This is a genomic window from Nocardioides luteus, from assembly GCF_014648595.1.
In the GTDB taxonomy this organism is placed as follows: Bacteria; Actinomycetota; Actinomycetes; order Propionibacteriales; family Nocardioidaceae; genus Nocardioides; species Nocardioides luteus.
This window is the reverse complement of sequence record NZ_BMRK01000023.1, coordinates 44,567-64,516: the sequence shown is the minus strand read 5'-3', so window position 1 is coordinate 64,516 and position 19,950 is coordinate 44,567. Positions and strand designations below refer to the sequence as shown.

The window sequence follows — 19,950 nt, the reverse complement described above, 5'->3', positions numbered from 1 at the left end:
TGGTCGAGGGCGGCGAAGACCGCGAGGCCGTCCTTGACCGGCAGCATTGCACCGAGCCAGGTCATGGTGTCGGGTGCGGGCCGGACGCTGACCCGGCGGTCCTTCTCCGCATTCGCGGCGCGGGCTACGACGGATGCTTGGTCGAGAGTGATGGCGAGCTTCTTGGCCGCGTTCTCGAGGTGCCGCAGGCCCATCGTGACGACCTTCGGTGTCTTGCTGTCGGGACCCGTGGCGCAGAGTTCGTAATCGATGACTTGCCTGTCCTCGAGCGAGAGGCAGGCGGTCTCACGGGCGAGGATGGTGGCCTGCCACTGCGAGAACAGGCCGGCCTTCATCAGCGCGAAGGTGTGGGGCATCTCGGTGATGAGGATCTTCGCGAGGCTAAGAAGCTTTGCGCCTTTGGCAGGTGAGACGCGGCGGGCGAGGGCGATCTGTGAGGCGACGCCGTCGCCGAGCTTGCGAGCGGGGACGCCTGCCTCGGTATGCCGTTTGCGGGTGGCTTCGTCGAGGCGTACGGCGGCTTCGGCTTGGAGTGCTTCGGCTCGGCATTTCAGGTTTTCGAGACCGCTGATCCAGTCGATCAGCTCAGCCTCGGACGCACCTGGTGGTGGTCCGCTGAGGAGCTGGTAGGGGGTCTCGTTCATGCGTTTCATTATATGCGAAACCGAGTGGCGGCGCCACCCATTTGCCCTAGTCAGACCGTATTCTTAGGTTCATTGGACTGTTGCTCAGAGGGTGGTCTCGACAAGCTCGACCACCGGTGGGTCGGGGTGTCCGCGAAGGGGTCTCGACAAGCTCGACCTCCGGTGCTTAGGCCTCAACGCCTTCGGCCGGGAAGAGGGCTGTGTTGGTCTCGACACGCCTACGCCTAGCGGCTCCAGCGGCTCGACCAGCGGAGGCGAGGGGTCCCTGCCAAGACTCGACGTCGGCTTTGTAAGTCTCATTTGCCCGCGCCACACCCCTCGCCGCCGCCCCGATATTGGCGGAAATCTTTTCTCGATCAGGTGCCGGGTCAAGGATGGCCGTAGGCCACCGCGCAAGCGGCGGGCGAAGCCCGTCCTTGACGCGGCGCGTGATCGAGAGACACTCAGAGATCGGGTCGGCGGCGAACCCGGGAACGAAAAACACAGTCGTCGGCCGATGTCCGCGCGCGCGTGGTCTCGACGAGCTCGACCACCGGAGGCCCGAGGAACTAAGAGAGCTCGTCGACCAGGTTGTCAGCGATGTCCTGGATGGACGTCCCGTCCTGATACTGCTTCCCGTCGAGCAGAACAGTAGGCGTCCCCTGGACACCGCCGTCCTGAGCAGCCTTGGTGGCCGCGTCGGCCCAGGCCTTGCCGTCGAGGGACTCGATGCGGTCCTTGACGTCGGCCTCGGAGGCGCCGGCTTCGACGGCTAGGTCGACGAGGTCACTCGCCGAGGGGAAGGGGCCGGACTCGCTGGGCTGGTTCTCGAAGAGGAGGTCGTGGAACTCCTTGGCGACCTTGGCGCCGGACTCCTCCTGGACGACGGCGAAGGCGGAGGTGGCGAGCTCGGAGTAGGGGCCGACCTGGTCGAGGAGGACGAAGGGGCGGTAGTCGACCTGGACCTTGCCGTCGGCGGCGAGCTCGTTGAGGTCGACACGGGAGGCGTTCTCGAACTCGGCGCAGTAGGGGCAGAGGAAGTCCTCGTAGACGACGACCTTGCGAGGTGCGTCGTCGGGGCCGATGACGAGGCCGTGCTCGCTCTTGCCGGCCTCGGCGGCGGTGATCTCGGAGTCGGACTGGCTCAGCGTGTACCAGACCAGACCGCCGACGACGACCGCGATGGCGACGACGACGGCCACGACGGTGAGGATCGACTTGCGGGCCTGCTTCTTGCGCAGAGCCTCCAGCTCCGCGGCGGCCTTGGCGGCGCGCGCCTCACGCTTCTCCCTGCGCGAAGGGCCGCTGGCTGAATCCGTGCTCATGGAACCAACATATGCGCAACTCCTGAGGGTAGGCTGAAACCACGCGATGGGAACCGTTATCACAACGATGCCTATCCCTCCGCGGCGCCGCTGACCAGCAGCGTTATGGTGCTCTGCGTGGCTTCACTCAACGAACGTCTGGTCTGGATCGACTGCGAGATGACCGGGCTGTCCCTCGAGAACGACGCTCTCATCGAGGTGGCGGCCCTGGTCACCGACTTCGATCTCAACGTGCTCGGCGACGGGGTCGACATCATCATCAAGCCCCCGGCCGAGGCGCTGGAACAGATGGACGACTTCGTACGCGACATGCACACCAAGTCCGGCCTGCTGGTCGAGCTCGAGAACGGTGTGACGATGCGCGAGGCGGAGGAGCAGGTCCTGGCGTACGTCTGGGAGCACTGCGGCAAGGACTCCCGGCCGCCGCTCGGCGGCAACACGGTGGCCACCGACCGCAACTTCCTGGCCCGGGACATGCCCGAGCTGGAGGGGTTCCTGCACTACCGCAACGTCGACGTCTCCTCGATCAAGGAGCTCTCGCGCCGCTGGTTCCCGCGGGCGTACTTCTCGGCTCCGCCCAAGCGCGGCAACCACCGCGCCCTGGCCGACATCCAGGAGTCGATCGAGGAGCTCCGCTATTACCGCGAGGCGGTCTTCGTACCGATGCCCGGGCCGGACTCCGAGGCGGCCAAGGAGATCGCCGCCCGGCACGGTGCGTCGATCACCGGGCTGGGTGATCCGAGCGTCGCCGCCGATTCCACAGATCCGGCCTGATTCCCCTATGCTTCTTGCTGGTTCGGACATGCGCTGTCCGGGCCGATGGTGGGCGTAGCTCAGCTGGTAGAGCATCGCGTTGTGGTCGCGAGGGTCGCGGGTTCAAGCCCCGTCGCTCACCCCATGAGGGCGAGGTTCAAACCCCCGGGTTTGAACCTCGCCCTTTCATCATTTCGCCACTCGTGCCAGGGCACCGTGCTCCAGCGCGACCCAGATCGCACCGTCCGGGCCGACGGTGAGCCCGTGCGGCTCCGAGTCCGGCGTGGGCAGCGAGATGCCGTCGATCGCGCCGTCGGTGGTGATCGTGCCGATCCGGTTGCCGCCCCACTCGGAGAACCAGAGCCCCTCGTCGCCGGCGATGATGGCGTGCGGACGAGCGCCCCGGTCGGGCAGCGGGAACTCGGTGATCGTCCCCTCGACGGTGATGCGGCCGATCTGCCCGGCCGCGATCTCGACGAACCACAGCGCACCGTCAGGCCCGAGACAGAGACCGACCGGCGCCGCGTCGGCGGTGGGCAGCTCGTGCACGCTCACCTCCCCGGCGAGATCGATCCGGCCGATCGCGTTGGCGCGGTTCATGGTGAACCACAGCGCCTCGTCCGGGCCGGCCACGATCGCCGACGGGAACGCCTCGGTGAGCGGCAGCGGGAACTCGGTGATCGTGCCGTCGGTGGTGATGCGTCCGATGGTGTCGGTCGCCGTCCCGGTGAACCACAGCGCGCCGTCCGGGCCGGTGACGATCCCGAACGGACCGCACTCACCACTGAGGGCATGCGAGGTCACCTCGCCGGCGACGGAGATCCGGCCGATCCGGTGCGAACGATATTCGGTGAACCACAGCGCCCCGTCCGGCCCGGGCACGATGATCGTCGGTCCGGAGTCCGGCGCCACTGCGAAGGTGGCCACAGCCTCTCCCGGGACCAGACGGCCGATCTCGCCGCTGGCCACCAGGGTGAACCACAGCGCGCCGTCGGGGCCCGTGGTGATGGCGTACGGGCCGCTTCCAGGCACCTGGTGCTCGGTCACTCTCTGTTCAGTCGTCATGCCTTCCTTCCGCGGGTGGGCGACATCAACAGCGCGCGATCCCTTGGCAGCCAGCAGTTACCTGACTAAAGTCAGATATATGACAGTGGACACCTCGGTGATGCGCAAGTTCAACATGAGCTACGTCCGTCGTGTGGGAGCGCTCGAGGACTCCTTCCTCGGCAGCGGCCTCCCCTACGGCACCGCTCGCATCCTCTACGAGATCGGCCTCGCCGCGCAGCCGATTTCCTCCGCCGCCGACCCGGCGACCACCGTGCAGGAGATCCGGACCCGCCTCGGCGGCCTCGACTCCGGATACGTCAGCCGGATGCTGCGGACCCTGGAGAGCAAGGGGTACGTCGCGACCGAGCGCGATCCGGCAGACGGGCGGCGTCGCCTGGTGAGGCTCACCGAGGACGGCTTCAAGCAGTGGGACGACCTCGAGCGCCGCTCCGAGGAGCACGCTCGTCTCCTGCTCGACCCGCTCACCCCGCGACAGCGCGACCGCCTCAACGAGGCCCTGGCGACGGCCGACCTGCTCGTCCGTGCGGCCACGATCACCCTCGAGAGGGTCGACCCCAGCGACCCGATGGCCCAGGAGGCGATGGGCCGCTACTTCGCCGAGATCGGCGACCGCTTCGGCTTCACCGTCGGCGACGAGGGCTTCGGCGACGACCCCACCCTCCGGCCGCCGAACGGTGCGTTCTTCATCGCCGCGAGCGACGGCGCCCCGGTCGCCTCCGGGGCTGTGCGGGAGTTCGACGGCACCGCGGAGATCAAGCGCATGTGGGTCGATCCCGCCTGGCGCGGCGCCGGCCTCGGCGCGCGACTGCTGCGCCACCTCGAGGCCGAGGCGCTACGCCTGGGCCACCGGGTCGTCCGCCTCGACACCCGCGACGTGCTCAGCGAGGCGATCGGGATGTACGAGCGGGCCGGCTACCAGCGCATCGACCGCTACAACGACAACCCGCACGCCACCCACTTCTTCCGCAAGGAGCTCGCTCAGGCGTAGGCGGCCAGCGTGTCCAGCGGCGGCTGCGCGCTCGGGTGCGCGACCGCTGCCGCCCCGACCGCGCAGGCCGTACGCAGCGCCTGCTCGTCCTCGGCGCCGGCCAGGATCGCCAGCGTGAGCGCGGCGGAGAAGGCATCACCCGCGCCGACCGTGCTGACCACCTCCGGCACCGGCGGAGCCGGCACCCGGGCCACCTCGACACCGTCGGTGAGCATCGCCGCACCTGAAGCGCCGTAGGTCACCGCGACCCGCCGGGCCGCGCGCAGCTCGGGCATCGCGGCGTACTCCGACTCGTTGACGATGAAGAGGTCGACGCGCCCGACGAGATCCTCAGGGAGCTCACGAGCAGGTGCGGCGTTGACCGCGACGAAGCCGGGTGCCATGCCGGCCACCGCCCGGACCACCCCGAGCGAGAGCTCGACCTGCATCAGCACCGCCTCGCCGGGCGCCACCGCGATCGATCCCGGCTCCACCAGCGCGTTGGCGCCGCTGCACACCACGATCTGATTCTCCCCCGCCTCGTCGACGGCGATCAGCGCGGTGCCGGTGGCCGCGTCGACGATGCGTACGCCCTCGACATCGACGCCCGCGGACCGGATCGTCTCGACCGCCCAGCCGCCGTCGGCATCGGCGCCGACCGCTCCGACCATCCGCACCCGTGCCCCGAGACGGCTCGCCGCCACCGCCTGGTTGGCACCCTTCCCGCCGACATCGCGGCGGAGCCGACCGCCGCCGACCGTCTCCCCCGGCGCCGGCAGGCGCTCGACCAGCGCCGTCAGGTCGACGTTGATGCTCCCGACGACGACCAGCTCCGGGGACGGGCGCGCCGGCATCAGGGGCGCTGCAGGCCGAGGCAGGAGTAGGGCAGACCGGAGACCCGCTCCAGCGGCACCCCGTGCGACTCGGCGATCTTCTTGATGACACCGAGCTCGGCGTCACGGGCCGGGTTGACGAGGATCTTCGCCGCGTCACCGTGCAGGAGCAGCCGCATGGTCTCGTCGACGCCGGCCTGGACCAGGCTGACGTCGCCGTCGCCGAACTTCTCGGCAGCCTCCTCGACCGCGTCCCAGCCCGCCCAGGTGGGCGTGTGGTCGCCGCCGAGGTGGGCTCCGAGATCGAGCATCACCTTGGTGCGCACGATCGGGAACCGGGCCGCGACCTTGTCGATGAACGTCTTGGACACGTCGACGGAATCCAGGCCGGAGTGGAAGACCGCCCCGTTGAAGTCGTTGGGGCCGACCCGGTCATCGTCGACCACAGGGCGCGAGACCAGACCGGAGACGGCCGAGCCGAGACAGGCCGAGGGCGTCAGGAAGTCCTCACGGGTGCCGTAGACCGACACGCTGCGTCCGGGGTCGGCCAGAACCGCGAGCTCCGGCGAGAACGGCGCGGGCAGATGGGCATGGAGGGTCGAGTTGGCCTTCTCCACCGACGCCGCCAGCTCCCGGGCGATCGCCCCCGTGCCGGTCCAGCCGTCGACGAACATGACCCGAGCAGGGTCGTGATGGGCGGCGAGGTAGGCGAGAGCGGTCTGGTCGATGCCGCGGCCGTGGACCATCGAGATCGCGTAGTGAGGCAGGTCGAGGCCGTGCACGCGCTGGGCCCAGCGCCGCATCAGCACCCCGATCGGGATGCCCGACCGCACCAAGGAGACGAGCACGGCATCCTGGCCGCGCCAGGCCAGCACCTGCTCGGTGACCATGCCGACGGCGTACGCCACCCGCTGCGCGGAAGCGGACAGCGTCTCGTCGAAGAGCGCCCGGTGATCCTCCAGGCTCTCCTCGGCCGGCGGCTCCGCCGCGTCCGAGGAGAGGTCCTTCAGCAGCCAGGCGACGTCGTCGCGCTCGTAGGTGCCGAACGCGGGACCGTGCAGCGGAGCCGGCAGCTGCTGGGCCGGCTGGTCGTGGCGCGGCTCGGGCGTGAACGCCGGGATCGTCACGACCACGACCCGCGGAGCGAGCCGGGCGAGCTGGTCGACCAGGCCGCCCTCCGCGTGCAGGGCCGGGGTGTCGGCCGGCTCGTCGACGACGAGCACGATCGCCGAGAACGTGCCCTCACGCAGGTTGTAGGCGTAGCGGAGAGCGTCGCCGTCCTCCGAGCCGTCCTCGACCTCGGCGGAGTCGTGCGCCGGGAAGGTGATCGCGGTGCGGATCGCGTAGCCGGGGTCGTCGACGGCGAGCACCGGCGAGCGCGTGGTGGTCGAGTAGGTGATCTCGTGGCGCCGGCCCTCGGCCGCGCGCCGGTCGGCCAGCGCGGAGGCGATCCGCAGGGGTGCGTACATCAGCTCCTCGGTGCCGAGCACGTGCACCGGGCCGTCGGGGATGCGGCCGGCGACGGCGGCCGCGGTGACCGTGACGGCCGACTCGTAGGAGCCGGCGGAGCCTGCCGTGAACCCGTGGCGACCCCCTTCGGGGACGGCCCGTGGCCAGGTCGCGACGACCTGGACGACCTCGCCGCGCGGGCGCTCGACCGTCTCGACGCCGGCGAGCTGGCGGAGGTTCTCGACGGTGTCGATGAGCCGGTTGCCGTTGTCGGCGAGGTCTTCGGGCAGGTCGATCTCACCGCTCGCGAGGGAGACCACGTCCAGGGTCGCGCGCAGCCGCTTGACCGAGCGCTCCATCTTGGCGCGGTCGGCCTCCGAGCGCAGGTCGATCAGCGTTGCCACCACGTAGTGCTGGTGGGGGAACTTCTTGTGGAGCGCCCGGATGGTGCTGAGCACGGTCTTGCCGGTGAGGACCTCGTCGTCGACCAGCACGAGGGTCTCGCCGCGGCCGAGGAGACCGGGGTCGGCGGGCAGCAGCCGGTGGGCGGTCGCGTGGGAGTGCTCCTCGTAGAAGTCGGCGACGGGCTCGAGGCCCTCGACCTCTCGACGGGTGGAGTGCAGGTAGGGCGCCCCGATCGCGTCGGCGACCAGATGGCCCAACGCGGTCGCGGTCTCCGCGTAGCCCAGGACGACCGCGTCACCGGTGACCGCGGCGCGGGCCTTGGCCCCCAGACGCAGGCCGGCGTCGGTCACCAGCCGGGGGTCGGTGGGCACGTGCTTGCCGAGGACCGAGGAGACCAGGAGCTGCGCCCGGCGGGGGTTGCGGCGCACCGCAAGACCGACCAGATCGGTGAGCATCATCCCGCTCGGTGCGTCGGTGGTGCGCAGACGCACGCCCAGACGCTCGGCCACCCAGTTGCCTGACCAGCCGCTCGCTTCGTCTCTCACAGGTGACATTCTCCCCCAATGCTCCGGACCTGACTCAACCGCAGGTATCCCGTTCGTGTCCACTGCAGACCCCGTCCTGACGCGGAATCACGCCTAGAATGAGAACGTGTTCTTGCCCTAGGTGATGAAGACCACTAGATTCCGGTCATGTCGCGTCGCTCGGGAAGACTCGGAATCGTCGCTGCGACCGCGGTCGCTCTCGTCTTCGGCACCTCGCTGCTGAGCCCGGCCGGGCCTGCCGGCGCTCGTCCAGCCGATCCTCCGCAGCTCTCCCGGGAGGGCCGCTGGCTGGTCGACCAGCACGGCCGGATCGTCCTGGTGCACGGCCAGAACCTGGTCTGGAAGCACGATCCGTACGTCCCGCCCGACTCGCCCGAGGGCTTCACCGCCACCGACGCGGAGTGGCTGGCGGAGCACGGCTTCAACGGCGCCCGGATCGGCACCCTGTGGGCCGGCGTGACCCCGGACGCCCCCGGCCAGGTCGACGAGGACTATCTCGACGACTGGCAGCGGGTGGTCGACCTCCTCGCCGACCAGGGCATCTGGATGCAGTTCGACTTCCACCAGGACATGTGGCACGAGACCTACGGCGGCGAGGGCGTGCCCGACTGGGCGGCGGAACGGCCCGCGCCGTTCGACCTCCACCCGCCGATCAAGCTCTCCTTCCCGGCCACCTACATCACCCCCGAGCTGGCCACGGTCTACGACCGGTTCTGGGCGAACGAGGACGGCGTCCAGGACGGCTGGGCATCGGCCTGGGGCGCCGTCGCGAAGCGCTGGGGCGACCAGCCCTACTCGATGGGCTACGACCTCATCAACGAGCCGTGGGCCGGCCGCGAGTGGCTCGCCTGCCCGATCACCGGCTGCGCGAGCTCCTACCGCAACGAGTTCCAGCCTGCGTACGAGCGGGCGACGGCGGCGATCCGGCGCTCCGACCCCGACGGGATCGTCTGGTACGAGTCGCAGCTGCTGGCCAACCAGGTGCCCAACTCCAGGTTCGGGCCGGTGGACGACGGCCAGGTCGGCTACTCCTGGCACAGCTACTGCCCCTTCGGCTACCTCGACTCCCAGGGCCTGCCGGTCGGTGTCGGCGGCTGCAGGGACTACGACGACACCCACCACCGCAAGGCCCTCGAGCAGGCCGAGACGATGGGCGCGACCAACCTGATGTCGGAGTTCGGCGCGACCGACAACACCGAGCTGCTGGCCATCGACACCGCGGCCGCCGACGACCACTTCACCTCCTGGATGCACTGGGCCTACAAGCACTGGGACGACCCGACCACCGCCGACGGGCGCCAGGGCATGTTCGCCGACGACGCCGACCTGTCGAGCGTGAAGGCCGAGAAGCTGCGTACGCTCGTGCGCACCTATCCGCAGGCCACGGCCGGCACGCCCGTCGACCTCTCCTTCGACCCGGAGAGCGGCGCGTTCCGCTACACCTACGAGCCTGCCACCGGCATCGAGGAACCGACCGAGATCTACGTCAGCCCGCTCCACTATCCCGACGGACCGGACATCGACGTCGCGGGCGGCCGGGTCGTCGGCACGGCGGATCACCACCGCATCCTGGTCCAGGCGACCGGAACCGAGCCGGTGACCGTCACGATTGACTAGGCTGGCCCTGACCCGCCCGCTCCGGCCGTCGTCGGCCCAGCCATCGGAGGATCAGTTGTCGGTCTCGCTCGCCAAGGGACAGTCGGTCGCACTCGCCACGGACGACGGCCGTGTCATCGACCACGTACGGATAGCGCTCGGGTGGGACGCCGTCCGCAAGGGCTTCTTCGGCGGCTTCCGCGGCGCCGACGTCGACATGGACGCCTCCGCGATCCTCTACGACGCCGCCGGCAGCCACGTCGACCAGGCGTGGTTCCGTCAGCTGCGGACGAGGAACGACGCCGTGGTCCACACCGGCGACAACCGCACCGGTGCCGGCGCGGGCGACGACGAGTCGATCATCGTCCACCTCGACCGGGTGCCGGCCGACGTCGCGCAGATCGTCTTCACGATCAACTCCTTCACCGGGCAGAGCTTCGCCCAGATCCAGAATGCGTTCTGCCGTGTCGTCGACGAGAGCACCCGCGCCGAGATCGCCCGCTTCGACATGAGCCACTCCGGCCCGCACACCGCCGAGATCATGGCCAAGCTCAGCCGTCATGACGGCGGCTGGAGCATGACCGCGCTCGGCGAGATCGGCAACGGGCGTACGTTCCAGGACCTGCTGCCGTCGATCGCGCCTACGCTGCGCGCGAGCTAGGCCCAGCGGCTCAGCGCTTCAGCTTCTTGATCTCGTCCTTCGCCGCCTGCTTGGCGGCCTCCTCAGCCTGGGCCTCCTCGCCGAAGACACCCTCGGCCTTGGCCTTCTCGACCTTCTTGAACTGACGCAGCATGCTCCACGCGATCACCGCGGTGGCGACGCAGAGCGCGATGAAGATGCCGAAGGCGGTCCAGCCCGCGACCACGTCCTCGTCCTGGGGCGGATTGGGCTCAGGAGCGGGCTGGGAGGTGTGCAGCGACTGCGTCGTCATCGGGAGACCGGACATAAGGCCATTGTCTCACTCGAACCTGAGGAAAGCTCAGGCGGTGACGACCTTGCCGAAGCTGATCTCGCGGCCGACCGCCGCCTTGCCCTCGTCGTCGGCGGTCGCCGGGTCGAGACCGGCGAAAAGGTCGCTCTCCTCGTGCTTCTCGGCCTCGGGCACCGGCACGTAGGAGGTCACCAGCTCGAAGTCCTCGGTCGGCCATGCCTCCTTCTCGATCTCGCGCGGCACCGCGAACCACGAGCCGTCGGGGTCGATCTGGGTGGCGTGCGCGAGCAGCGCCTGGTCACGTACGCAGAAGTAGTCCGCGCACTCGACCCGGGTGGTCACGCGCGCGTCCCAGCTCGGGTCGCGCTTCCATTCCTTGAGCCGCTCCTCGTAGGGAGACTCGAGGCCGTGGCGCTTGATCGTCTCGTGGATCGCGATCATCCGCGGGTAGTTGAAGGTGTGGCTGTAGTAGAGCTTCAGCGGCTGCCACGGCTCGCCGGCGTCGGGGAACCGGTCGGGGTCGCCCGCGGCCCGGAACGCCTCCACCGAGACCCGGTGGCACATGATGTGGTCGGGGTGCGGGTAGCCGCCGTTCTCGTCGTAGGTGGTGACGACGTGGGGACGGAAGGCGCGGATGATTTCCACGAGCCGGCGGGTGGTCACCTCGAGCGGCATCCGGCCGAAGCAGCCCTCGGGGAGCAGCGACCAGTCCTTGGCCCCCATCTCCTGGACCTTCATGAACTCCTCGACCCAGCCGGAGTCGACGAAGCCGAGCCAGTCCTGCTTGATGCCGAGGATGTCGCGGGCGCGGTGCATCTCCTCGCGGCGGATCTCGTGGATGTTCTCCAGGATCCCGGGGCGGTCCATCTTCGGGTTGAGGATGTCGCCCCGCTCTCCACCCGTACACGTCGCGACATGGACGTCGACGCCTTCCGCGACGTATTTCGCGGTGATCCCGGCGCCCTTGCTCGACTCGTCGTCGGGGTGCGCGTGCACGTGCATCAGGCGGTACGCCTGCTGGAGCTCATCTGGCATGGGTTCAATCCTAACCCTGCCCTGTCTCACTCCTCGGTTACACGCTCCCACTCCGCGGACGTCCTCGGTGGTAGGCGGGGAGGGACGGATGTGTGGTCTCCGCCGACGGGGTGGGACCATGGTCTGCGTGAGCACGCCGTCATCTGATGAAGCCCGCATCGCGACCCGCTACGGGCGTGGCCCGCGCCGTCGCCCGGGCATCCTCCTGACCGGCCTGGTCATCGCTCTGATCGCGATCGTCGGCTGGTTCGGCTGGGCGCTGTGGGCGGCTCTGCACCCCGAGGTCTCCTCCGGTCTGGAGAAGTGGGAGGCGGTCAGCGAGAACGAGGTCGAGGTGACCTTCGTCGTACGCCTCCACGACCAGGACGTCGAGCCGGTCTGCACCGTCGAGGCCGAGGACGACCGCGAGGAGACCGTCGGTCGTCTCGAGTTCACCGCCGGTGAGGGTCGTCAGACCGTCACGATCCCGACCGAGCGCCGGGCGCTGCGGGTCGAGTGGGGCGACTGCACGGTCGAGTGACCGCACAGCCGCCCATGATCTCTTACGCGGTGTAGACCTCGGTCTTGAGGATCTCGACCTTGAGCGGCCCGCGAGGACCCTCGTAGGTCACGGTGTCGCCGACGCGCGCGCCGATCAGCGCGGCGCCGATCGGGGAGGCGGCCGAGGAGATCTCGATGCCGCCGGCGTACTCCTTCATCTCGATCGAGGCGATGAGGCGGGTCTCGGCCTCGTCGTCGTCATCGCCCTCGAACTTGAACGTGACGAGCTTGCCGACCGAGACGACGTCGTCGTCCTCGGGGACCGTGGTGTCAGCCTTGCGCAGCAGCGCCTCGAGCTGCTGGATCTGACCCTCGAGCTTGCCCTGCTCCTCACGAGCGGCGTGGTAGCCGCCGTTCTCCTTGAGGTCACCTTCGTCGCGGGCCGAGCTGATCTCGGCGAGGATCTCCTGGCGCCGGGGGCCCTTCAGGTATTCCAACTCGGCGGTGAGCTTGTCGAATGCACCCTTGCTGAGCCAGATAGTGGCAGCCGTGGTCTCGGTCGACTGAGTCATAGCGAGTTACTCCTGATGGGTAGTGAATATAGGTAAGGGGCGCCGGTCAACCCCCATCAACCGGCGCCTTGTCTCCCTGCTGTGCGGGCGCAGTTCACCCAACTGAACGTTCTGCGGGAGAATGTCAGAAGTTTCAGTTTAACAAGGCAACCACACCCGAAGACAGTTCGCGACCGAAACGTCACGCATTCTGGCCACGAGACCGTTCCTCGGAACGATCACGGACTGACCGCGGGGTATCCCTTGCTGCGCAGCTGTTCGAGAACTCGCTCGGCGTGGGCCTGACCGCGGGTCTCCAGCTGGAGCTGCACCCCGACCTCGGCGAGCCGCAGCCCCGGCGTGGTGCGCGAGTGCACGACCTCCATCACGTTGGCGCCGGTGTCGCCGATGACCCCCAGCAGGGTGGCCAGGGCGCCGGGCTGGTCGGGGATCGTCACCGCGACGGGCAGATAGCGTCCGGCCAGCGTCATGCCGTGCTGGATCACCTTGCCGAGCAGCAGCGGGTCGATGTTGCCGCCGGAGAGCACCACCACGACCGGGCCTTCGAAGGCCTCGGGGGCGTCCATCAGCGCGGCCACGCCCACCGCGCCGGCGGGCTCGACGACGAGCTTGGCGCGCTCGGCCAGCGAGAGCAGCGCGCCCGAGATCGCCTCCTCCGAGACGGTGCGGATCTCGTCGACGTAGGCCTGGATCATCGGGAAGTTGGTCTCCCCTGGCAGGCCGACCGCGATGCCGTCGGCCATCGTCGGCATCTTGTCGAGCTTGATCGGGCGGCCCTCGCGCAGCGAGACCGGGTAGGCGGCGGCGGTCTCGGCCTGCACCCCGACCACCTTCACGTCGGGGTGCTTGGCCTTGATCGCCAGCGCCGCGCCGGCGAGCAGCCCGCCCCCGCCGAGCGGGATCACGACCGTCTTCACCTCGGGCGCCTGCTCCAGGATCTCCAGGCCGATCGTGCCCTGGCCGGCCACCACGTCGGAGTGGTCGAAGGGATGGATCATCGTGGCGCCGGTGCGCTCGGCGAACTCCATCGCGGCGTCGAGGCACTGGTCGACGTACTGCCCCTCGAAGATGACGTCGGCGCCGTAGGCGCGGGTGGCCTTCTCCTTCGGGATCGGCGCGCCCTCGGGCATGAAGACGGTGGCCGGGATGCCGAGCGTGCGGGCCGCGAGCGCGACCCCCTGGGCGTGGTTGCCCGCGCTGGCGGCCACCACGCCGTTCTTGCGCTGGTCCTCGGGCAGCCGGGCGATGCGTACGAACGCTCCGCGGGCCTTGAAGGAGCCGGTGCGCTGAAGGTTCTCGCACTTGAGGATGACGGTGTCGCCGACCACGTCGCTGAGCCAGCGCGACCCTTGGACCGGGGTCTCGGTGATGTGGTCGCGCAGCAGCTCTCGGGCCTCGAGGATGTCGTCGTACGTGGGCTCAGCGTGCATCTCAGAGACTGCCTGTTCCGGGACTCGATGGGGGCGGGGAGGTCGGGCCGTCCGCTGATGGCGGCGGCGCCGACGGGGGTGCGGGTGAGGTCGCGGGCGGACTCGGCTGGGCTGTGGCCTGGGAGGCGGTCAGATGGGTGGCCACCGCGTTGAGCGCAGCCACGAGCGGCACCGCTACGAGAGCGCCGGCGACGCCGCCGAGCACGATGCCGGTGGCGACCGCGAGGATGACCCCGAGCGGGTGGACTCGCACCCAGCGGCCGAGCAGGAACGGCTGCAGGCCGTGGGCTTCGAGCTGCTGCACCAGGATCACGCCACCGAGCATCAGCAGGGCCGTCAGCGGGCCCTGGGAGACGAGCGCGACGAGCACGGCGACCGCCCCCGCGACGGTCGCACCGACCAAGGGGACGAAGGAGCTCAGGAAGACGAGCACCCCGATCGCGGCCACGAACGGGACCTGCAGAGCGGCGGCGACGATCATGATTCCGACCGCGTCGACGGCCGCGACGATGACGGTGGCCCGGGTGAACTGGGTCAGCGAGACCCAGGCGACCCGGCCCGAGCTGTCCATCCGGCTGCGCGCGGCGCGCGGCGCGAGCCGGACCAGCCAGCCCCAGATCCGCTCGCCCTCGGCGCAGAAGAAGTAGGTCGAGAAGAGCACGATGAACAGGCCGGCGAACACGTCGAGGGCGACGCCGCCGACCTCGCTGACCCGGGAGAACGGGTTGGAGGCGTACGCAGCAGCCCAGTCCTCCACAGTGGTCTGGACCGTGTTGAACCAGGTGTCGACCTGGTTCTCGCTGGCGTTGAACGGACCGTGGATCAGCCAGTCGCGGATCTCGTCGAGCGCCTTGACCGTCTGCCCGGCCAGGTTCGAGAAGCCGTTGGCGACCTGGGTGCCGGCGAAGCTCAGCATGGCGATGATCGCCACCAGGACGCCGAGCACCACGAAGAGCGCCGAGACGCTCCGCCGCATCCCGATGCGGGCCAGACCGTTGACGACCGGCGAGACCAGCGCGGCGATGAGCAGCGCGACGAGGACCGGGACGACGACGATGCTGAGATAGCCGAGCGCCCGGACGATGAGGAATCCGGCGGCGACGATGACGATGAACCGCCAGCCCCACTGGGCGGCCACCTCGACGCCGTAGGGGACGTTGGCGCGCGTGACCGCGGTCGGGGCCCGGTCCGGCACCGGGGCGGCCAGCTGCTCCTGGCGCTCCTCGCGCAGCCGCTCGAACTGGTTGACCAGGCGCAGCGCGAAGCTCTCGGCGGACTCCCGAGCCTCCGCGGCGGCCTCCTTGGCCACCTCGGCCGACTCGCGCGCGTCGGCCTCCTCCTGGGCGTGACGACGCGCTCGGCGTTCTTCGCCACGCTCTTCACGGTTGCGTCGGAACGCACCCGTCATCCGCGCGAAGCCCGTCTTCGCGGTGTCTTTCTCGTTGGCGGGAACATCCCCCTGATCCGTCACCTGACAGAGGCTACCGGGACTCTGTGAGGTGAGTCGCAAGACGGCGCGCAGCGTCGGGGTGCGACCGCGAGAGCAGGCCCACCGCTGCGAGCACGTAGTCGCTGTCGACCGCGCGCAGCGGCTCCTCGGGAAGCTGCCATCCGCCGCGTACGGACCAGCGCATGACCCGCTCCTCGATGCGGTCCCGACCGTGGCGGAGCACGCCGCCGGAGCCGATCACGACGCCCACCCGGCGAAGGTCGGTGCCGGTGCGCTCGATGACCTTGCCGCTCGGCGAGAGCACCACCCGTGAGCGGCCGGCGTGGCGCTGCAGGGCGGTGGAGATCGCGATCCTGGCGAGGAGCTCGTCGATGTCCTTGTCCTGCTCGGTGCGCGGCAGCCAGCCGGGGTTGTTGCGGCGGTGCTCGACCTCGGCGGTGAGGTCGGACTCGGCCAGGCACGGGTCGTCGTGGCCGGCCGACTCCAGGGTCGTGGTGGCCGACCAGCGCATGCCGAGGTCGCCCTCGACGGTGCGGGTCACCGGCGTGACGGCGACGACCTCCTCGCGGACGTGCTCGGCCTCCGGGTCGGGGCGGACCACGCTGTGCACGTCGGTGGTGGCACCACCTACGTCGACGACCACGACGTCCTCGCCGAGCACCTCGGCCAGGGTCTCGACGCCCTGGAGCACGATGTCGGGCGTCGCCCCCTGGACGATGCGCCGGAAGTCCGTGCGGTTGCTCAGGTTCTTGCCACCGATGACGTGCTCGAGGAACATCTCCCGGACCGCCGCACGGGCGCTCTCAGGCGCCAGCACACCGATCTTCGGCACGACGTTGTCGCAGGTCACGTGGGGTACGTCGGCCAGGATCTCGTCGATCTCCGGGTTGGCGTCCCGGTTGCCGGCGACGACGACCGGACCGCGCCAGCCGGCCGCGACCAGCTCGCGCGCGGCTCCGATGACGGCGTCGCGGTTGCCGCCGTCGGTGCCGCCGGTGAGCAGCACCAGGTCGGGAGTCGTGAAGCCGAGCGTGGCCTCCAGGTCACTTTCTGCTTCACGACCTGCGGTCGCGATCACCGCGACGACCTTGCCGCCGCTGGAGAGCGCGACGCGGCGCCCGGCCTCGGCGGTGACCAGCTCCTCGTTGCCGACCACGGCGATCCGCAGACCACCGCCGGCCGACGAGCAGGCCAGGACCTCGGCCGTCGCCGCCCGGGCGTCGGTCTCGGTCAGGGCGGTCAGGCAGGCGTCGTAGGCCTCCATCACCTCGTGCAGCGACGTCGGCGCGCTCGCGGAGCCGAGGACCTCACCCGAGGTGAGGTCGACGTGGAGTGCCTTGGTCCAGGTGGAGCCGAAGTCGACGCAGACGGCGGTCTCGGGGGCCTCAGCCCTGGTCAAGGGCCTGCTCGAGGTCGGCGATGAGGTCCTCGGCGTACTCGATGCCGACGGAGAGCCGCACCAGGTCTGCCGGCACCTCGAGGTCGGTGCCGGCGACGGAGGCGTGGGTCATCCGGCCGGGGTGCTCGATCAGGCTCTCGACGCCGCCGAGCGACTCGCCCAGGGTGAAGACCTTGGTGCGCTCGCAGACCGCGAGCGCGGCCGCCTCGCCGTCGGTGACCCGGAAGGAGACCATGCCTCCGAAGCGCTTCATCTGCTTCTGGGCGGTGGTGTGGCCGGGGTGGGTCTCCAGGCCGGGGTAGATGACCTCGCCGACCTTGGGGTGCGAGGTCAGGAAGTCGGCGACGCGCTCGGCGTTGTCGCAGTGGCGGTCCATGCGTACGGCCAGGGTCTTGAGGCCGCGCAGGGTCAGCCAGGCGCCGAACGGGTCGGCGATCGCGCCGGCGGCGTTCTGGAGGTAGCCGATCTTGTCGGCGAGCTCGAGGTCGCGGACGACCACGGCGCCGCCGACGACGTCGGAGTGGCCACCGACGTACTTCGTCGTGGAGTGGACCACGACGTCGGCGCCGAGGGTGAGTGGCTGCTGGAGGTAGGGGCTGGCGAAGGTGTTGTCGACCACCAGGCGCGCGCCGGCCTCATGGGCGACGGTGGCCAGCGCGGAGATGTCGGCGATGTTGAGCAGCGGGTTGGTCGGCGTCTCGACCCAGACGACCTTGGTCTTGCCGGGCTGGATCGCGGCGGCGACCGCGTCGACGTCGGCGACCTGGGCCGGGGTGTGCTCGATGCCCCACTGGCTCTCGACCTTGTCGATCAGCCGGTGGGTGCCGCCGTAGGCGTCGTCGGGGATGACCATGTGGTCGCCGGGGCGCATCAGGCTGCGGATCAGGGTGTCCTCGGCGGCCAGGCCGGAGGCGAAGGCGAAGCCCTTCTCGCCGTCCTCGACCGCCGCCAGGGCGCCCTCGAGCGCAGTGCGGGTCGGGTTGCCGGAGCGGCTGTACTCGTAGCCGTTGCGGAGGCCACCGACGCCGTCCTGCTTGTAGGTCGTGGTGGCGTAGATCGGCGGGATCACCGCACCCGTGGTCGGGTCGGGCTCGTAGCCCGCGTGGATCGCCTTGGTCTCGAATCCGGCCTTGCCGAGGTGCTGCTGCTCGCTCACACGCCGAGCCTACGTCCGATCTCGTCTCTCGGACCATCCGGGAACGTTCCCGCATCGAACTGTGTTGGAGACTGGTAGCAATCCCGACCCTGGAGGTTCCGAATGTTCGGCCGACCCACTCAACTCTTCTCTCCCGAGAGCACCCTTCCCGGCCGCGACCAGGCGCTCTTCGAGCTCCCCGCGAAGCACCGGGTGCTCGGCACCCCGCTGCTCGCCTCCCCCGAGGACGGGACCGCCCCCGAGGGCGCCGAGGTGGCCTACTTCGGCCTCGGCTGTTTCTGGGGCGCGGAGGAGATCTTCTGGCAGACGCCGGGGGTCATCGCGACCGCCGTCGGCTACCAGGGCGGCACCACCGCCAACCCGACCTACGACGAGGTCTGCAGCGGCCGCACCAACCACACCGAGGCCGTGCGCGTCGTCTTCGACCCGACCAAGGTCTCCTACGCCGACCTGGTGAAGAAGTTCTTCGAGGTCCACGATCCGACGCAGGGGATGCGGCAGGGCAACGACGTCGGCACTCAGTACCGCTCCGCGCTCTACTACGTCTCCGACGCGCAGCGTGAGGCCGCCGAGGAGCTGACCAAGATCTACGGCGACGAGATCGCCCGCCGCGGCTATGGCGAGATCACCACCGAGATCCGCGAGGTGCCGACCTTCTACGCCGCCGAGCCCGAGCACCAGCAGTACCTCGACCGGGTGCCCAACGGCTACCGCTGCCACGCGAACACGGGCATCGCGTTCCCCGCGACCGTCTGAGGCGCTACGGCCGTTTGGTCCACATGGCGAGATGACTGCGGGGGCTGGACGGGCACTTCGTGGACTTGATGGGTGTTTCAGTGCCCGTCAAGTCCAGGGATACCCGGTCGACCGGGTATCCCACACTGACCTCAGCCCAGCGGCAGATACATCACGTGCAGCCCGACCCGACCGTGCGACCTCGAGTCGAACGCGTCGGGGACGGTGCCGATGATCTCGAAGCCGAGCGACTGCCACAGGCGTACGGCGGTGGTGTTCGTCTCCACGACCGCGTTGAACTGGATGCCGTGGAAGCCTTCGTCGCGGTGCCACTGCACGCAGTAGTCGCCGAGGGCGCGGCCGATGCCCTTGCCGCGTGCCGCCGAAGAGACCATGAACGATGCGGTGCCGATGTGGCTGCCGCGGCCGGGGCGGTTGGGGCCCATCTTGGCGCTGCCGAGGATCTGCTCGTCCTCGCCCTCACCCTCGACCGCGACGACGACGTGGTCGTACATCCACATCTCGCGAGCCTCATCGGAGACCAGGCCCAGAGGGTAGGCGTAGGTCTCCCCCGCCTCCACGATCTCTGACCAGAACGGGTAGATCTGCGGCCAGTCATCGGCCGTCGCCTCGCGGATCCGCATCACAGGTCCACCTTCCCGTCGATGGCCTCGCGCATCAGGTCGGCGTGGCCGCAGTGGCGGGCGTACTCCTCGATCATGTGGACCAGGATCCAGCGCAGGCTGATCGGCTCGCCCTCCCGGCTCCTGCCGACCGCGAGCTGGTCGAGGCTCTCGGCGCCGTCGGTGATCCAGTTGGAGCGGGCGATCGCGGCTCGGAGGAGCACACGGAGCTCGTCGGGGGCGTCCTGGGAGGCGCTGGCGAAGTCCCAGTCGACGTCCTCGTCGAAGGGCGCGGTGTCGAAGGGCGGGGCCGCGTCGCCGCCAGCGAACCGCACGCCGAACCAGACCCCCTCCACATACGCCATGTGCTTGAGGAGCCCGGCGAGCGTCATCGTGCTCGGCGGGTACGGGCGGTTGAGCTGCTCGTGGTCGAGGCCGTCGGTCTGTCGGAGGAGCGTCGCGCGGTGGTGGTCGAGGAAGCTGCAGAGGGTGGTCCCCTCGTCCGCGACGTAGGGGGCGCCGGTCGGGTGGCGGGTGTCCTCGAAGAGTGCCTCGGTCATGGCGTCAACGTAGC

At 69.7% G+C, this 19,950-nt stretch carries 20 protein-coding genes and 1 tRNA gene; 7 read left to right on the top strand and 14 right to left on the bottom strand.

The features are described 5' to 3' along the window. Positions 1–644 (bottom strand): DUF222 domain-containing protein (locus IEY81_RS21145; protein WP_189120471.1); only part of this gene is annotated, 644 nt, incomplete at its 3' end. A gap of 548 nt (positions 645–1,192) precedes the next feature. After that, on the bottom strand, positions 1,193–1,948 hold the full coding sequence (locus IEY81_RS21140; RefSeq protein WP_229788056.1) for a DsbA family protein: 756 nt from the start codon (positions 1,946–1,948) through the stop codon (positions 1,193–1,195). Between the two features lie 105 nt (positions 1,949–2,053). Here IEY81_RS21140 and orn point away from each other — a divergent pair, with 105 nt between their 5' ends. Beyond that, positions 2,054–2,722: an oligoribonuclease gene (gene orn / locus IEY81_RS21135; protein WP_189120470.1), complete on the top strand. Its 669-nt coding sequence runs from the start codon at positions 2,054–2,056 to the stop codon at positions 2,720–2,722. A gap of 48 nt (positions 2,723–2,770) precedes the next feature. Beyond that, positions 2,771–2,846, top strand: a tRNA-His gene (locus tag IEY81_RS21130). Between the two features lie 44 nt (positions 2,847–2,890). Here the strand turns inward: IEY81_RS21130 and IEY81_RS21125 are convergent. After that, entirely contained in the window at positions 2,891–3,766 is an 876-nt protein-coding gene (locus IEY81_RS21125; RefSeq protein WP_189120469.1) for a Vgb family protein, read from the bottom strand. Between the two features lie 79 nt (positions 3,767–3,845). On the opposite strand from IEY81_RS21125, the gene IEY81_RS21120 reads away from it, so the two are divergent. Further along, positions 3,846–4,757 (top strand): bifunctional helix-turn-helix transcriptional regulator/GNAT family N-acetyltransferase, encoded by a 912-nt coding sequence (locus tag IEY81_RS21120; protein WP_189120468.1) that lies wholly within the window; start codon positions 3,846–3,848, stop codon positions 4,755–4,757. Here the strand turns inward: IEY81_RS21120 and IEY81_RS21115 are convergent. Next, a complete protein-coding gene (locus tag IEY81_RS21115; RefSeq protein WP_189120467.1) occupies positions 4,748–5,590 on the bottom strand; it encodes a PfkB family carbohydrate kinase in 843 nt (280 codons plus the stop codon). The two genes, IEY81_RS21120 and IEY81_RS21115, sit on opposite strands and share 10 nt — an antisense overlap. Next, the gene (locus IEY81_RS21110) at positions 5,590–7,977 is read right to left on the bottom strand and encodes a phosphoribosyltransferase domain-containing protein (protein ID WP_229788055.1); all 2,388 of its coding nucleotides are present in this window, start codon (positions 7,975–7,977) and stop codon (positions 5,590–5,592) included. Before IEY81_RS21110 ends, IEY81_RS21115 begins: the two co-directional genes overlap by 1 nt. Before the next feature lie 138 nt (positions 7,978–8,115). Here IEY81_RS21110 and IEY81_RS21105 point away from each other — a divergent pair, with 138 nt between their 5' ends. Beyond that, a complete protein-coding gene (locus IEY81_RS21105) occupies positions 8,116–9,585 on the top strand; it encodes a cellulase family glycosylhydrolase (RefSeq protein ID WP_189120465.1) in 1,470 nt (489 codons plus the stop codon). Positions 9,586–9,640: 55 nt separating this feature from the next. Continuing rightward, complete coding sequence (locus tag IEY81_RS21100) at positions 9,641–10,225, top strand: TerD family protein (RefSeq protein ID WP_189120464.1); 585 nt, start codon at positions 9,641–9,643, stop codon at positions 10,223–10,225. Between the two features lie 10 nt (positions 10,226–10,235). Here IEY81_RS21100 and IEY81_RS21095 read toward each other — a convergent pair whose 3' ends face one another. Together IEY81_RS21095 and mca are read right to left on the bottom strand one after the other, a co-directional pair. Then, positions 10,236–10,511: a hypothetical protein gene (locus IEY81_RS21095; protein ID WP_194501189.1), complete on the bottom strand. Its 276-nt coding sequence runs from the start codon at positions 10,509–10,511 to the stop codon at positions 10,236–10,238. A gap of 33 nt (positions 10,512–10,544) precedes the next feature. Continuing rightward, entirely contained in the window at positions 10,545–11,531 is a 987-nt protein-coding gene (gene mca, locus IEY81_RS21090) for a mycothiol conjugate amidase Mca (RefSeq protein ID WP_189120462.1), read from the bottom strand. Between the two features lie 127 nt (positions 11,532–11,658). Here mca and IEY81_RS21085 point away from each other — a divergent pair, with 127 nt between their 5' ends. Then, positions 11,659–12,051: a DUF4307 domain-containing protein gene (locus IEY81_RS21085; protein ID WP_189120461.1), complete on the top strand. Its 393-nt coding sequence runs from the start codon at positions 11,659–11,661 to the stop codon at positions 12,049–12,051. 22 nt (positions 12,052–12,073) lie between these two features. Here IEY81_RS21085 and greA read toward each other — a convergent pair whose 3' ends face one another. The 5 genes from greA to IEY81_RS21060 form a co-directional block, all read right to left on the bottom strand. Further along, positions 12,074–12,583: a transcription elongation factor GreA gene (gene greA / locus IEY81_RS21080; protein WP_189120460.1), complete on the bottom strand. Its 510-nt coding sequence runs from the start codon at positions 12,581–12,583 to the stop codon at positions 12,074–12,076. A 218-nt stretch (positions 12,584–12,801) separates the two neighbouring features. Beyond that, positions 12,802–14,013 carry a threonine ammonia-lyase gene (ilvA, locus tag IEY81_RS21075; RefSeq protein ID WP_189120459.1) on the bottom strand — a complete coding sequence of 404 codons (1,212 nt, stop codon included), beginning with the start codon at positions 14,011–14,013 and terminating at the stop codon, positions 12,802–12,804. A gap of 1 nt (position 14,014) precedes the next feature. Continuing rightward, on the bottom strand, positions 14,015–15,484 hold the full coding sequence (locus tag IEY81_RS21070) for an AI-2E family transporter (protein ID WP_229788054.1): 1,470 nt from the start codon (positions 15,482–15,484) through the stop codon (positions 14,015–14,017). A gap of 10 nt (positions 15,485–15,494) precedes the next feature. Then, complete coding sequence (locus tag IEY81_RS21065; RefSeq protein ID WP_189120458.1) at positions 15,495–16,862, bottom strand: glutamate mutase L; 1,368 nt, start codon at positions 16,860–16,862, stop codon at positions 15,495–15,497. Then, positions 16,849–18,018, bottom strand: a complete 1,170-nt coding sequence (locus IEY81_RS21060; RefSeq protein WP_189120457.1) for a cystathionine gamma-synthase — start codon at positions 18,016–18,018, stop codon at positions 16,849–16,851. Before IEY81_RS21060 ends, IEY81_RS21065 begins: the two co-directional genes overlap by 14 nt. A gap of 102 nt (positions 18,019–18,120) precedes the next feature. Here IEY81_RS21060 and msrA point away from each other — a divergent pair, with 102 nt between their 5' ends. Further along, positions 18,121–18,774: a peptide-methionine (S)-S-oxide reductase MsrA gene (msrA, locus tag IEY81_RS21055; RefSeq protein WP_189120456.1), complete on the top strand. Its 654-nt coding sequence runs from the start codon at positions 18,121–18,123 to the stop codon at positions 18,772–18,774. 131 nt (positions 18,775–18,905) lie between these two features. Here msrA and IEY81_RS21050 read toward each other — a convergent pair whose 3' ends face one another. Then, positions 18,906–19,397: a GNAT family N-acetyltransferase gene (locus IEY81_RS21050; protein ID WP_189120455.1), complete on the bottom strand. Its 492-nt coding sequence runs from the start codon at positions 19,395–19,397 to the stop codon at positions 18,906–18,908. Further along, positions 19,397–19,936 carry a DinB family protein gene (locus IEY81_RS21045; RefSeq protein ID WP_189120454.1) on the bottom strand — a complete coding sequence of 180 codons (540 nt, stop codon included), beginning with the start codon at positions 19,934–19,936 and terminating at the stop codon, positions 19,397–19,399. Before IEY81_RS21045 ends, IEY81_RS21050 begins: the two co-directional genes overlap by 1 nt. Between the last annotated feature and the right edge of the window lie 14 nt (positions 19,937–19,950).